General features: G+C 66.3%; 14 protein-coding genes and 1 riboswitch. Of the genes, 6 read left to right on the top strand and 8 right to left on the bottom strand.

Going from position 1 to position 14,010, the window contains the following annotated elements; all coding sequences use genetic code 11:
• Positions 1-37 precede the first annotated feature (37 nt).
• From BMY06_RS29690 to BMY06_RS29665, 6 genes are all read right to left on the bottom strand, one after another.
• A complete protein-coding gene (locus tag BMY06_RS29690) occupies positions 38-928 on the bottom strand; it encodes an HlyC/CorC family transporter (protein WP_065059338.1) in 891 nt (296 codons plus the stop codon).
• A gap of 165 nt (positions 929-1,093) precedes the next feature.
• Positions 1,094-1,798, bottom strand: a complete 705-nt coding sequence (locus tag BMY06_RS29685) for a gamma-glutamylcyclotransferase (RefSeq protein ID WP_080180644.1) — start codon at positions 1,796-1,798, stop codon at positions 1,094-1,096.
• 36 nt (positions 1,799-1,834) lie between these two features.
• Positions 1,835-2,296 carry an rRNA maturation RNase YbeY gene (ybeY, locus tag BMY06_RS29680; RefSeq protein WP_065059337.1) on the bottom strand — a complete coding sequence of 154 codons (462 nt, stop codon included), beginning with the start codon at positions 2,294-2,296 and terminating at the stop codon, positions 1,835-1,837.
• A gap of 29 nt (positions 2,297-2,325) precedes the next feature.
• The gene (locus tag BMY06_RS29675) at positions 2,326-3,429 is read right to left on the bottom strand and encodes a PhoH family protein (RefSeq protein WP_065059336.1); all 1,104 of its coding nucleotides are present in this window, start codon (positions 3,427-3,429) and stop codon (positions 2,326-2,328) included.
• 57 nt (positions 3,430-3,486) lie between these two features.
• A complete protein-coding gene (gene miaB, locus BMY06_RS29670) occupies positions 3,487-4,860 on the bottom strand; it encodes a tRNA (N6-isopentenyl adenosine(37)-C2)-methylthiotransferase MiaB (protein ID WP_074986763.1) in 1,374 nt (457 codons plus the stop codon).
• Positions 4,861-5,109: 249 nt separating this feature from the next.
• Entirely contained in the window at positions 5,110-6,162 is a 1,053-nt protein-coding gene (locus BMY06_RS29665; RefSeq protein ID WP_080180645.1) for a LysR family transcriptional regulator, read from the bottom strand.
• A 136-nt stretch (positions 6,163-6,298) separates the two neighbouring features.
• Between BMY06_RS29665 and BMY06_RS29660 the strand changes: the two genes are divergently transcribed.
• The 4 genes from BMY06_RS29660 (at position 6,299) to ribB (ending at position 10,149) form a co-directional block, all read left to right on the top strand.
• Positions 6,299-6,694: a VOC family protein gene (locus BMY06_RS29660; RefSeq protein WP_074986762.1), complete on the top strand. Its 396-nt coding sequence runs from the start codon at positions 6,299-6,301 to the stop codon at positions 6,692-6,694.
• Between the two features lie 82 nt (positions 6,695-6,776).
• Complete coding sequence (locus BMY06_RS29655; RefSeq protein ID WP_065059333.1) at positions 6,777-7,967, top strand: MFS transporter; 1,191 nt, start codon at positions 6,777-6,779, stop codon at positions 7,965-7,967.
• Between the two features lie 176 nt (positions 7,968-8,143).
• Complete coding sequence (locus BMY06_RS29650) at positions 8,144-8,968, top strand: helix-turn-helix domain-containing protein (protein WP_080180646.1); 825 nt, start codon at positions 8,144-8,146, stop codon at positions 8,966-8,968.
• A gap of 104 nt (positions 8,969-9,072) precedes the next feature.
• Positions 9,073-9,258: riboswitch (FMN riboswitch) on the top strand.
• Positions 9,259-9,432: 174 nt separating this feature from the next.
• The gene (ribB, locus tag BMY06_RS29645; RefSeq protein ID WP_065059332.1) at positions 9,433-10,149 is read left to right on the top strand and encodes a 3,4-dihydroxy-2-butanone-4-phosphate synthase; all 717 of its coding nucleotides are present in this window, start codon (positions 9,433-9,435) and stop codon (positions 10,147-10,149) included.
• 132 nt (positions 10,150-10,281) lie between these two features.
• On the opposite strand, the gene BMY06_RS29640 is transcribed toward ribB, so the two are convergent.
• Positions 10,282-10,968, bottom strand: coding sequence for an HAD family hydrolase (locus BMY06_RS29640; RefSeq protein ID WP_074986761.1), 687 nt, complete (start codon positions 10,966-10,968; stop codon positions 10,282-10,284).
• 303 nt (positions 10,969-11,271) lie between these two features.
• Between BMY06_RS29640 and BMY06_RS29635 the strand changes: the two genes are divergently transcribed.
• A complete protein-coding gene (locus BMY06_RS29635) occupies positions 11,272-11,649 on the top strand; it encodes a hypothetical protein (RefSeq protein WP_065059330.1) in 378 nt (125 codons plus the stop codon).
• 375 nt (positions 11,650-12,024) lie between these two features.
• Here the strand turns inward: BMY06_RS29635 and BMY06_RS29630 are convergent, their stop codons facing one another.
• Positions 12,025-12,222: a hypothetical protein gene (locus tag BMY06_RS29630; RefSeq protein ID WP_065059386.1), complete on the bottom strand. Its 198-nt coding sequence runs from the start codon at positions 12,220-12,222 to the stop codon at positions 12,025-12,027.
• Between the two features lie 911 nt (positions 12,223-13,133).
• On the opposite strand from BMY06_RS29630, the gene BMY06_RS29625 reads away from it, so the two are divergent.
• Positions 13,134-13,967 (top strand): ferritin-like domain-containing protein, encoded by an 834-nt coding sequence (locus tag BMY06_RS29625; RefSeq protein WP_065059329.1) that lies wholly within the window; start codon positions 13,134-13,136, stop codon positions 13,965-13,967.
• The last annotated feature ends 43 nt before the right edge of the window (positions 13,968-14,010 follow it).

Genomic DNA, 14,010 nt, shown 5'->3' with positions numbered 1-14,010 from the left:
GCGCGGCGCGTCACGCGTGTGGCGTGACGCCGCTGGCTCAGGCCGGCGGTTGCAGCGCGGCTTCGCGCTGGCCCGCGAGCGGGTCGCGGCGCACCAGCAGCATGTGCACCTGGCGGGCGTCGGCGCGCAGCACCTCGAAAATCAGGTCGCCGAGACGCACCTTCTCGCCGCGATGCGGCACGTGGCCGAAATGATTCGTCACGTAACCGCCGATTGTGTCCACTTCTTCATCGGGGAAATGGGTGCCGAACGCCTCGTTGAACTGCACGAGTTCGGTGAGCGCGCGCACGCGGAAGCGGCCGTCGGGCGAAGCGATGATGTTGCCGCTTTCCTCGTCGAAGTCGTATTCGTCCTCGATGTCGCCGACGATCTGCTCCAGCACGTCCTCGATCGTGATCAGGCCGGCCACGCCGCCGTATTCGTCCACGACGATGGCGATGTGATTGCGGTTCTGCCGGAAGTCGTGCAGCAGCACGTTCAGGCGCTTCGACTCGGGGATGAACACGGCCGGGCGCAGCATGCCGCGCACGTCGAATTCCTCCTCGGCGTAATAGCGCAGCAGATCCTTCGCGAGCAGCACGCCGATCACGTTGTCGCGATTGCCTTCGTAGACCGGATAGCGCGAGTGCGCCTTGTCCAGCACGTACGGGATGAATTCGTCCGGGCTCTCGGCGATGTTGATCGCGTCCATCTGGGCGCGCGGCACCATGATGTCGCGCGCGCACAGCTCGGACACCTGGAACACGCCTTCGATCATCGAAAGCGAATCGGCGTCGATCAGATTACGCGCGTGCGCGTCCTGGAGAATTTCGAGAAGCTCGCTGCGCGAGTCGGGCTCGGGCGAGATGAAGTCGGTCAGACGCTCGAGGAGCGAGCGCTTTTCCTGCGGTTTGTCGGCTTGTCTTCGACTGGGATAAGAGTCGTTCATGGTGGTGCGCCCGTCTGCCCTCGGAGGGCGGGCGCGCTGTTGCGGAAGGGAAAGGATACAACATGCGCGTGGCGTCACCGTGTAAGCGGCGCGCCTTCGCATCCATCCTAACGCAGATGCGGCACCATCGCGCGTCGGACGAAATTCAGGATTCGGGGACGGGGCTCACGCGCAGCGCGCGAGCAGCCGCTCCAGCGCGCGGTCGGGCATGCCCGTCTCGCGCAGGGCGTCGACGGTGCGGCGCACGTAGTCGAGCGTCGTGCCGTAGCGGCCCGTGGCGCAGCCGAACACGGTGCGCACGGTGTTTTCGTCGAGTTTGCCGGTGTAGGTGGGTACGTCGCGGCGCATCACGAACGAGAGCGCGGTGACGCGCCGACCGTCTTCGAGCGCGCACGGCAGCCACGCGGGCCGGTACGAGCCCATCGGCATTTCGCGTCGCCAGAGCGCTTCCAGATGCGGCATCACGCCTTCGGCCGCGAGGCGGAACGCCACACCCGCGCACGAACCGCCGCGGTCGAGCGCGAGCACGAGGCCCGGCTGCTCGGGCGTGCCGCGATTCACGCGCGACCACAGATACAGGCCGCGATGGTAGCCATGCACGCGCGAGCGCACGTTCTCGACGGTCGGCAGGCCGGGGTTCCAGATCAGCGAGCCATAGCCGAACAGCCAGAGGTCGCTTTCGCGGTCCCAGTCGCGCAGCGTGCAGTCGAGCGAGGCGCGCAGATCGTCTTCGGTGAGCAGGCGCGGATCGCCGAGCGCGGGCGGATAGCCGGGGCAGGCCGCAACGCCGGCATCACGCGCGCCGGGGACGCCCTCCGACTGAGGTTGCGCGGAGGGGGCGTCGAAGGCGGGCGTGCTCTTGTCGTTCATGGCGGAGGGCGCGCGGTGCGCGGCGCGTGGAGGTCCTTATTTGTACGGATCGGGAAAACCGAGCGAGTTGAGGACTTCGGTCTCGATGCCTTCCATCTCTTCGGCTTCGGCGTCGTCCTCGTGATCGTAGCCTTGCGCATGCAGCGCGCCGTGCACCAGCAGATGCGCGTAGTGCGCGGCGAGCGGCTTGTTCTGCTCGGCGGCTTCCTTTTCCACCACCGGGCAGCAGAGGATCAGGTCGCCCGTGACCGGGTCGTCCTCGCTCTCCGCGTAGGCGAAGGTGAGGACGTTGGTCGCGTAGTCCTTGCCGCGATAGCTGCGGTTGAGCGTGCGGCCTTCCTCGGCGTCGACGAAGCGCACGGTCAGCTCCGCGTCGGCGAACAGCGCCGCCTTCACCCAGGCCGCCACGGTCGCGCGCGGCAGCGCGGCCTTGTGCTCGGGAAACGCCTTCGCGGCGGGGAACTGAAGGTTCAGTTTGAGTTTCGGTGCGCGGGACATGTTGAGCTGTCGATCGGATTCAGCACTGATCAGCGTGCGTCGGCGCCGCTGTCGTCCTTCTTCGAATGCGCGTCGTAAGCCTCGACGATACGCGCGACGAGCGGATGACGCACCACGTCCGCGCTCGTGAAGTGCGTGACGGCGATGCCGCGCACGTTCGCGAGCACATGCTGCGCCTCGATCAGCCCGCTCTTGTGGCCGCGCGGCAAGTCCACCTGGGTGGTGTCGCCGGTCACGACCGCCTTCGAGCCGAAGCCGATACGCGTGAGGAACATCTTCATCTGCTCGGGCGTGGTGTTCTGCGCCTCGTCGAGGATGATGAACGCGTGATTGAGCGTGCGGCCGCGCATGTACGCGAGCGGCGCGATTTCGATCATCTGGCGCTCGAACATCTTCGCCGTCTTGTCGAAGCCGAGCAGATCGTAGAGCGCGTCGTAGAGCGGGCGCAGATACGGATCGACCTTCTGCGCGAGATCGCCGGGCAGGAAGCCCAGGCGCTCGCCCGCTTCGACGGCCGGGCGCGTCAGCACGATGCGCTTGACCTGATCGCGTTCGAGCGCGTCGACCGCGCAGGCCACCGCGAGATAGGTCTTGCCCGTGCCCGCCGGCCCGATGCCGAAGGTCACGTCGTGCGAGATGATCTGCTTCAGGTACTCGCGCTGCGCTGGCGTGCGGCCGCGCAGGTCGGCGCGACGCGTGTAGAGCTTCGGACCTTGCTCTTCGACGTCGATATCGTCGCGCGCCGGTTCGTCGAACGGATGGTCGGGATCGCCGCGAAAACGCGGATCGAGTTCCGCGCCGTCGTCGGACTTGCCGTTGCCGCCATTCCCGCCGTTACCGTTCGCGCGCGCATTCGCGCGGCTCGCCAGATGGCGCGCCTCGACCAGCGCGAGCTGGATGTCGTCGACGGAAAGCGGATCGCGTGCCTTGTTGTAGAAGTTTTCGAGCGCGGTGAGCGCGAGCTTCGCGCCGCGGCCGCGAATCGAAATCCGATGGCCGCGCCGTGCGAGCGTCACGTCGAGCGCCTGCTCGATCTGCCGCAGATTTTCGTCGAGCGGGCCGCAGAGGTTGGCGAGCCGCGCGTTGTCGTCGTGCGGCGCGGTGAATTCCAGATGCTGCTGATTCGGCTTCAAGGTGTCTCTGAACTCCCGTGTTCCGTGAGTGGCGCGCTGCAGGTGCCGGATGGCGATTTAGTGCGACAGCGCCGAATTGCCCTCGTGCGCGAGCACCAGCTCGCCGCGCAGCGAGTGCGGGTACGCGTGGTTGATCTTCACGTCGATCATCTGGCCGATCAGGCGTGCGTGCGAAGCGAGCGGCGCCGGGAAGTTCACCACACGGTTGTTTTCCGTGCGGCCCGACAGTTCGCTCGGATCCTTGCGCGACGGACCTTCGACCAGAATGCGCTCGACGCGTCCGACCATCGACTGGCTGATGCGCTGCACGTTTTCTTCGATCGTCGCCTGCAGATGTTGCAGACGCTTGAGCTTCACTTCGCGCGGCGTGTCGTCTTCCAGGTTCGCGGCGGGCGTGCCCGGACGCGGACTGTAGATGAACGAGAAGCTCGTGTCGTAGCTCATCTCTTCGACGAGCTTCATGGTCTTTTCGAAATCTTCCTCGGTCTCGCCCGGGAAGCCGACGATGATGTCGGTCGAGAGCGAGAGGTCGGGGCGGATCGCGCGCAGCTTGCGGATCACCGACTTGTATTCGAGCACGGTGTAGCCGCGCTTCATCGCCATCAGCACGCGGTCGGAGCCGTGCTGCACGGGCAGATGCAGGTGGTTCACGAGCTTCGGCACCTTCGCGTAGGTGTCGATCAGGCGCTGCGTGAATTCCTTCGGATGCGAGGTCGTGTAGCGAATGCGCTCGATGCCCGGGATGTCGGCGACGTATTCGATCAGCGTGGCGAAGTCGGCGATTTCGCTCGCGCCTTGCGTGAGCTGGCCGCGATAGGCGTTGACGTTCTGGCCGAGCAGCGTGACTTCGCGCACGCCCTGGTCGGCGAGACCGGCGACTTCGGTGAGCACGTCGTCGAGCGGACGCGAGACTTCGTCGCCGCGCGTGTAGGGCACGACGCAGTAGCTGCAATATTTCGAGCAGCCTTCCATGATCGAGACGAATGCGCTCGGGCCTTCCACGCGCGCGGGCGGCAGATGGTCGAACTTCTCGATTTCGGGGAAGGTGATGTCGACCTGCGCGCGGCCCGAGGCGCGGCGCGCGTCGATCATCTGCGGCAGGCGGTGCAGCGTTTGCGGACCGAACACCAGATCGACATACGGCGCGCGCTGGACGATGGCCGCGCCTTCCTGGCTCGCCACGCAACCGCCCACGCCGATCAACAGATTCGGGTTCGCTTCCTTCAGTTCGCGCACGCGGCCGAGGTCGGAAAAGACTTTTTCCTGGGCCTTTTCGCGCACCGAGCAGGTGTTGAACAGGATCACGTCCGCGTCTTCGGGCGTGTCGGTTTTCACGAGGCCTTCAGCGGCGCCGAGTACGTCGACCATTTTGTCGGAGTCGTACTCGTTCATCTGGCAGCCAAACGTCTTTACATAAACTTTCTTGGTCATCGGGGTTCGCCGTTCGCAGTGGTTCACCTGGGGGCGTCGTCCGGTTGATGCACGAAATGCACGTCGGGACTACGGTGAAAATTGGGGCTGAAGCGAGTGGCCGGCCTGCGAAGGCTGTGGCGCACAGTGGGGCGGTTCGCTGGCGGGTTTGTCTGGTGCCCTGGCGCGCGTTTTTTGCGTGCGCATTGGCTTCTGATGCCGCCGGATGACTACGCGAACCATCGTTCAGCTTAATCCGACATTATAGCCTTATGCGCTGACGGCCTTGCGGCCCCGCGAGCGGGCCGGCGCGGCGCCGGCCGCCGTGCCCGACACGACTTCCACGCCGTTCGCGCCTTGCGCGTGTTCCGCCTGTTTCGCGTGTTTCGGGTCTTCCGCCCAGGGCACAAGCGCGCTCAACTCGTGCGCCGCCTGGGCGAAACGCTCGGACAGGAAATCCAGCAGCACGCGCACGCGCGGCGCGAGATAGCGGTTGCGATGGTAGAGCGCGTGCACGGGCTGCTCGGCGTAACGCCAGTCCGGCATGACGATCCGCAGCCGCCCGGCGCGCAGGTCGTCGGCCACGTCCCAGATCGATTTCACCGATAAACCGTAGCCGCACAGCGTCCACTGGCGCACGGCCTCGCCGTCCGAGCTTTCGAGCGCGTTTTCCAACGGCACGACGTAGGTCTGCGACGCGTTCCCGCGCGTGAAGCGCCACTCGTTGACGGGGCCCGCCGGCGAGCCGATGACGATGCAATCGAAGCGCGCCAGATCGGCGGGCTCGTGCGGCTCGCCGTGGCGGGCGATGTAATCGGGCGCGGCGCACAGCACGCGCGGGTTCGGTGCGAGCCGCCGCGCGATCAGCGAACTGTCCTGCGGCGTGCCGAAGCGGATCGCCAGATCGATGTCCTCGAGCACGAGATTCGAGATCGAATCGGTCAGCGTGAGCGCGAAACGCACTTCGGGATAGTGCGAGCGGAATTCGTCGAGCCACGACATCAGCAGATTGCGGCCGAAGTCGGAAGTCGCCGAGATGCGCACCTTGCCGCGCACTGCGTTCTGGCCCTCCTGCAACGCGGCCTTGGCGTCGTCGAGCGAGCGCAGCGCGCTTTCGCTGCAATTGAGATAGGCGCGGCCTTCGTCGGTCAGGCGCAACTGACGCGTGGTGCGGTCGAACAGGCGCGCACGCAGCTCCGCTTCGAGCCGGGCGAGCCGGGCGCTGGCCGCCGCCGGCGTGAGGCCCAGCTTGCGACCCGCCGCCGACAGGCTGCCGAGCCGCGCGGCTTCCACGAAAAGGCGCACGTCGCCGAGATTGTCCATGTCGATACCGGGAAGATTATTAGACAGCGTTTGAAAATCCTTCAAATGCTACGCCAATTATCAAGTCTGCGCCGAAGCTGGACAATGCGCGTGTTTTCAGGATTCGCCACGCAGGGAACCACGCAAGGACGCCGCCATGCAACTCGATCACGTCACGCTCGTCACGCCCGATCTGGACGGCACGCGCCGTTTTTTCTGCGAGATCGCGGGGCTGGTGGACGGCCCGCGTCCGCCGTTTTCCGTCGGCGGCCACTGGCTCTATGCGCAAGGCCGCGCGGTGATCCATCTCGTCGAGGCGACCGTGCCTGCGACGCGCGCGTTGGCGGCTACGCGCACGGCGCCGCGTCTCGATCATTTCGCGCTGCGCGTCGCGCCCGGCGACGAATGGCGCGCGCTGCTCGCGCGGCTGCGCTCGCATGGCGTGCCGTACCAACTCGCCGACGTGCCGCTGAGCGGCGAGCGTCAGGCGTTCGTCGCGCTCGCGCCGGGCGTGGTGGTCGAGTTCGTGACGTCGGCGGACGACGCGGCCTGATCGACGACCTTCGCACTCCGACCTCTGCCCTGAAACGCGCACCAACACAACGCAACACCCTGGCTGTCCTCTGGAGATTTCGATGCCTATTCCCTTGCTCGCGCTGGCGATCAGCGCTTTTGCCATCGGCACCACCGAGTTCCTCATCATGGGCCTGTTGCCCGACGTCGCGCGCGATCTCGGCGTGACGATTCCCGCCGCGGGCCTGCTCGTCACCGGCTACGCGCTCGGCGTCGCGGTGGGCGCGCCGCTGCTCGCCGTGCTCACCAGCCGCATGCCGCGCAAGCTCGCGCTGCAATTGCTGATGGGCGTGTTCATCGTCGGCAACGTGATGTGCGCGGTCGCCGGCAACTACTCGCTGCTGATGGTCGCGCGCGTCGTGGCCTCGTTCGCGCACGGCTCGTTCTTCGGCATCGGCGCCGTGGTCGCGGCCTCGCTCGTGCCGCAGGAAAAGCGCGCCAGCGCCATCGCGATGATGTTCACGGGCCTCACGCTCGCGACCGTGCTCGGCGTGCCGTTCGGCACCGCGATCGGCCAGCAGTTCGGCTGGCGCGTGGCGTTCTGGATCGTCAGCGGCTTCGGCGTGATTTCGCTGCTCGGCGTGACCGCGCTGGTGCCGAATCTGCACGATCACGCGCCCGCCGGACTCGGCCACGAAGTGCGCGTGCTGCGCGATCCGCAGGTGTGGATCGCGCTCGGCATGACGGTGCTGGGCTTCGGCGGCGTGTTCGTCGTGTTCACCTACATCGCGCCGATTCTGGAGCAGGTGAGCGGTTTCTCGCCGCGCGGCGTGACGCTGATGCTCGTGCTGTTCGGCGTGGGGCTCACGCTCGGCAACATGCTCGGCGGCAAGCTCGCGGACCGTGCGCTGATGCCGTCGCTGATGGGCATCCTGATCGCGCTCGCCGTGGTCATGGCGATCTTCACGAAGACGAGCCACGCGGCGATTCCGGCGGCGATCACGGTATTCGTCTGGGGCATCGCGGCGTTCGCGACCGTGCCGCCGCTGCAAATGCGCGTGGTGGCGAAGGCCGCCGCCGCGCCGAATCTGGCCTCGACGCTGAATATCGGCGCGTTCAACGTGGGCAACGCAATGGGCGCGTGGCTCGGCGGCCTCGTCATCACGCGTGGTCTCGCGCTCGATGCGCTGCCGTGGGTGGCCGCCGCCGTCTCGATCGCGGCGCTCGCGCTGACCTGGCTGGCGGCGCGGCTCGACGCGCGCGAAACCGGCGGCGCGGCGGCGCGCGTGGCGGTGAGTCAGGACGCCTGCTGAACCCGCGTGGCGCACAGTCCGGGCATATCGCATACGCGCACAAGCATTCCCGAAAACGCGCTCTGCAATGCTGATATCAGTGTGAAGATAACTTCGTTGGGCGCGGCGGGACGCGATGCTAGTCTTGCCTCCATTCAAGCAATTGCGCCGGTTCGCGGCGCGTCTGGGAGGCTGCCATGCATTCACCGCTCGCGCTCGTGAGCCACGCGCAGGCCGATCGTCCGGCCGCACATCGCGGTACGACGCATCGCCGCGACGACGATCTCGCCGTCGACATCGACACTGTTTCGGATCACGAAGCGATTGTTCGCGGCGTCGACGAACGCTCTGCATTCGCCGTTGCGCCGCTTGCACAAGCGACAGCACAAACCGAGGCGCACGACAGCGCCGCCAACGCGTTCGATGCACTCGAACATCTCGTCGGCGTGAACCTCGCGCGGCTGCGCGCCGAGCGTCAACTCTCGCTCGATGCGCTGGCGCGTGCCTCGGGCGTGTCGCGCGCGATGCTCGCCCAGGTGGAGTCGGCGCGCAGCGTGCCGTCGATCAAGGTGCTCTGCAAGGTCGCGGCGGCGCTTAAGGTATCGGTGTCGGCGTTCCTGCGCCGTCATGCGGTGAACGGCTTCGAGCATCTGCCCGCCGAACGCGCGCCGCGCCGCGTAAGCGCCGACGGCCGTTATTCGGCTCGCGCGCTCTATCCCGAGGACGAGCCCGCCGCCGCCGAGTTTCACGAACTGCGCATCGCGCCGCTGCACACCGAGCCGGGCACGCGCCGCGCGCCGGGCACGACCGTCAACCTCGTGGTCAGCGAAGGCACGCTCGAAGTGAGCGTGCACGATCGCCGCCAGTTGCTCGCGACCGGCGACGCCATCGTGTTCGACGCCGACCAGCCGCACAGCCTGCGCAATCCGGGCGACACCGAGGCGCGCGTGTTCCGCGTGACGCGCAACGCCGAGACGCCGCCGCGCTGGGACGTGCCGCAAGCCGCGCCGCAGACGCTCTGAGATCGGTGCGCGCCCGGTGCGCGCATTTGTCCAGTGGGTCTTTGCCGCGCTGCACGATCGGGCGCGACGCGGTATGCTTCTTCCGCCGGTTCAACCGGTAATCAGTGCGTCTTCAGGGCGGGGTGCAATTCCCCACCGGCGGTATGCCGGCCGGGCCGAAAGGCCAGCCGGTGAGCCCGCGAGCGCCTGTGCGTGAGTCGCTGCAAGCTGTTTTCGTCTCGTGCGCAGGGTCAGCAGATCTGGTGCGAAGCCAGAGCCGACGGTCATAGTCCGGATGAGAGAAGATGTGCAGATGGTCATGTTTGCCCATCCGCCGCGGCGTAGCGCCTGCGTGCGCGTGGCGTCGTCCGGCCTTGAGCCGGGTGCCGCGCGCGGCGCTCGCGAGATGCCGCGTGCCGGGGATTCCTGTCTGTTTGCAATGCCCTGAAACGTTTTTCGCCCAACTCTTGCGAGGAGCGTTTCACATGTCCTTTACCCGCAATCTCCCGGTCGAGCAGCCGCTCGACGCCATCGCCGATCTTCCCTTGCTCGACACCGAGCCGGTGCCCCCGCGCATCGCCGCCGCGCTGCAGGCCATGCGCGAAGGCCGTCCCGTCGTCCTTCAGGACGATCACGACCGCGAGGACGAAGCCGATCTCGTCTGCGCCGCCGAGAACCTGACTAACGAAACGATGGCGCTGTTCATCCGCGAATGCAGCGGCATCGTCTGCCTGTGCCTCTCCGACGAGAAAGTGCGCGCGCTCGAACTGCCGCCGATGGTCGCGCGCAACGAGAGCCGCAACCGCACGGCCTTCACCGTCTCGATTGAGGCGCGCGAGGGCGTGAGCACGGGCGTGTCGGCCGCCGACCGCGTGACGACGATCCGCGCGGCCATCGCGGCCGGCGCGAAGCCCGCCGACATCGTGAGCCCCGGCCACGTGTTCCCGCTGCGCGCGCAGCCGGGCGGCGTGCTCGCGCGCCGCGGCCATACCGAAGGCACCGTCGACCTGGCGGCGCTCGCCGGTCTGGAGCCCGCCGGCGTGCTGTGCGAACTGATGAATCCGGACGGCACGATGGCGCGCGGCCAGCAGGTCGACGACTTCGCGAAGCTGCACAATTTGCCGATGCTGACGATCGCCGAGCTGGCGGCATTCCGCGCCTCGCTCGCCGAGGTGCGCGAACGCAGCGCCGAACTGGTGTAAGGCGCGTTCGAAACGTGAAGGTGCCGCAGGCCGCCTTTCCCGCGCGGCCCGCAATGAAAAACGGCGCGTGAGCCTTGTGGTTCACGCGCCGTTTTTTTATCGACGAAGCGAGCGGCAGTGCGCCAGGTTGGCTTACGACTGCACGTCGCCGAACTCGCCGCGCACGCCCGCTGCCACGAGCGCGGGCAACTCGTCCATGTGTTCCATGATGCGCGTGATGCCCAGCTCGCGCAGCACGTCGGCATAGCCCGACGGGATATGGCTCGCGCCCACGAACGCGATGGTCTTCATGCCCGCCGCGCGCGCGGCGTTCAGGCCCGAGAGGCTGTCCTCGACCACGAGGCAGCGCGCCGGCTCCACGCCGAGCGTTTTGGCCGCATGCAGATAGACATCCGGATAAGGCTTGGGCCGCGCGACCATCTCGGCGCTGAAGATGCGCTCGCCGAAGATCGTGGCGAGCCCGGCGCGGCGCACCGAGGCGTGCACGCGCGTGAGGCGGCTGTTCGACACCACGGCGGCGGGCAGCGCGATCTGGCGCAGCGCGTCGCGCACGCCGTTGATCGGGCTCACCGAATCGGCGATCGCGACTTCGCAGTTGTGGTCGATCGTCTCGAGAAAATGCTCGGGCAGCGTGAGGTTGAAGCGCTCGGCGACGTCGGCGAGAAAGCGCGAGGTCTGCTGGCCGAAGGCGGAGGCCACGGCGGCGCGGAAATCCACGCCGGGGAAGGTGCGGCTGAGCGTATCGAAGAGCACGTGGTCGGCGATGACTTCGCTGTCGACGAGCACGCCGTCGCAGTCGCAGATGAGATGGTCGATCATGCGTAAGACGAAAAAGCAGCCATGAAGGCTGTATGGGCGGACGAAAACACAGGGCGGCGCACGGTCGCGCGGAAGACGGACGCCACGCGCGCAAACCGGCAAGGCAGGACGTTGAAAGCCTCATGATACGTGCTTTTGCGTGCGCGGCCGGGGTTTCGCGTGCCGCTTGCCGCTGCGATGCCGTCCCGACTGCGCCGGCTTTCACGCGTCGATGCGACGTTGGCCGTACGGCCAGGGTGTGAGGCGCGCCGCGCGATGCGACAATGCGCGCTGGAACACTCAGTCGAACACGGGGAGAACGCAATGCGTGGACTTGCGATGATCGGTGCGGCGATGCTCGTCGCGGGATGTGCCAATTCGTCGGGCCTCGTCGGCGCGTGGAGCAGTCCGCCGCCCTTCGCCACGCTTCAGCAGATGTGCGGCGGCCAGGCGCCCGACTACGGCGCGGACACCCAGGCCGTCTATTCGGCGGTCTACGACGCCTATGTCGCCAACCGTCACGGCAAGCTGCCGCAGGAGCGCTTCTGCAGCTTCCAGGCGGGGCTCGCGCAGCAGTACACGGCGCATGGCGCAAGCGGCGACATGCAGTCGCGCAATCAGTGGGTGGCGTATCTCAACGACCAGCGCGCACAGGCGCTGAACTGGCGCGCCTCGGCCGACCCGACTTTGCGCGGCGGTTGAGCGCGCGCGGTTCGTCCGTAGGCGGGGTGGGGCCTGGTGCAGCGTAGTGGCCAGGCGTAGGGACGAGGCCTAATGACGAGGCGAAGCGCCAAGGCGAAGCGCCCAGGCGAAGCGCGAAAAAAATGGTCACGCGGGCATGAAGCGCGCGGGTCCGCGTGACCATGCACTGCAGGCGCGAACGTCTACAGCCGTGCGCCTGCATCGGGGATGGGCTCGACACCACGTTCTGGCGGACGATCCCGGCGTCCGCGCAGGTCGAGAAAAGGTCGGTCGTGGTCGTGTGGCGCGTGTCTGAGAGCGTGGTTGCGCGCGCCGGCGTGTCAGGCCGTTGCCGCGCGCAAGCCGCGCGGCGTCCGGTTCACGAAAACTTCTGGTTCACGAAAACCGTTTGATGGCGCGTAACGCCGAGTCGCCGATTTCGGTGAGTCGCCACCGCTGGAGGCCGGAGGCCAGGCGTTCCAGCTGGACGAGCTGTCGTTCGAGCAGGGCGTCCAGTTCTTCGCGTTCCATATCGAGCTGGTTGGGGGCGTCCTTCACTAGCAGCAGAGTGGCGAATTCATGCGGACTCAGCATCGTTCTCTCCATGTTGCCGCATCAGAGGTCGACGTTCGCGGCCCCTCGTTGGGCAGCGCGGCGACAGTCATGCGGTGGGCGTGAGCGAAAGCCTGCGGCGGTGCGGTCGGTGATCGGCTGGACGGTTGGCGGTCCGTTCGCGTCTGCCTGGAAACAGTGTTCGCGAACGTCGGGAGACGTCGCCCAGGCAACTCAAACAGCATCCAGCCCGGACGCGGCGCCGGGGAACTGGAGTGTAGTCAACGCCTTTGCGTTGTACAAACCACATGCCGAAAATATTCCCTTTGACATTCGCTGTCTGCGGCGGCGGTCGAGCCGCGCCCGGGAATCCGCGAAATCACTTGAAGTTCATGGCGCGTCGCGCAATGCGTGGTGACTCACAGGGCAAGTCGGGGTCGATTTACCTCCGAGCCCGTTCACCGATTCACCGCGCATTGCTTGCGCATCTTTCTCATTCACGCACGACTTGCGCGCCGTCAATGTGACGACCTGGAGGATTTCTTCGGTTTGCGTCAGGTGCCGCGTGTAAGCCTTCACTTCGCGAAGCTTCCGATTATTTGTGGTCCTGTCGCGTACCGCTGTCAGGCCCGTGGCTTGCACCTTCGGGGCTATCGAGGCAGCGCAGTGCGTAGCGTGCGCCCGGCGTTTGGCTGGCGGCACGGAGTATTGCTGCGTAACAAAATCTGCGCTACGACAGGCTTACAAGTCGACTCTTCCCGGAACTGGCGCTTGCGGGACCGGTCTGTGCTCTCAGACTGCAGCTTCCAGAAACAACGGCTAATATGAATTAGATATGGCTGGTACCTTTCACCACGCGGCGAAAGCGCCAATCCAGGGCACCGGCGTGCAGTCGCGCCGGGACCGGGCGCGAAGCGCCGCGCGAGCAGATACCGCTTTCGGAGTACGACACAATGCGTAACGACAGTGAGCCTGGCCACGTGATGCCCTGGCGCATCGAAGACATCGATCTCACGCGGATCGACCGCAAGCTCGCGGCTGCCAACGAAGATCTGCTGCTGCTGCTGTGTGCGGCATCGTTCATCGAGAGCGGCTCGGACCTCTACACGAGCAATCTGAGCGTGTTTTTCAATGGCGACCCGGAAGTGTCCGCGTGGCTCAACAACGAATGGGAACACGAGGAGCTTCAGCACGGCCGCGCGCTGAAGACCTACATCAATTACGTCTGGCCCGAGTTCGACTGGGACACGGCGTTCAACAACTTCTTCGAGGAATACTCGAAGACCTGCTCGTTCGAGGAATTCGAAAAGACGCGTGCGCTCGAAATGGTCGCGCGCTGCGTCGTCGAAACGGGCACGGCCACCTTGTATCGCGCGATCGGCGAATGTTCGACCGAGCCCGTGCTCAAGGAAATCACCGACAACATCCGTTCGGACGAAGTGCGCCACTACAAGCACTTTTTCCGCTACTTCAAGAAGTACAACCAGGTCGAGGGGCATGGCCGCCTCGCGGTGCTCGGCGCGCTCATGCGTCGCGTGATGGAGATCAAGAACGAGGACTCGGAGATCGCGCTGCGTCACGTGTTCGCGATTCGCTATCCTGATCGCGTGAAGGATTCGGCGTACAACCGTGAACTCACGGCGCGCGTGAACAAGCTCGTGCGCCACAATCTGTCCGCCGACATGTGCGTGAAGATGCTGCTCAAGCCGCTCGACATTCCCGCGAAGATCCAGCCAAGCGTGCTGTATCCGCTCGCGAAGATCACCCAGCACGTGTTCTTCCGCTAAGCGCCGGCGGTCGAGCCGCACAAAAGAAAAGGCCCGCTGCAAA

The sequence above is a fragment of the Paraburkholderia tropica genome (assembly GCF_900109265.1).
GTDB classification, from domain to species: Bacteria; Pseudomonadota; Gammaproteobacteria; order Burkholderiales; family Burkholderiaceae; genus Paraburkholderia; species Paraburkholderia tropica.
This window is presented reverse-complemented; position numbering and strand designations above follow the sequence as displayed.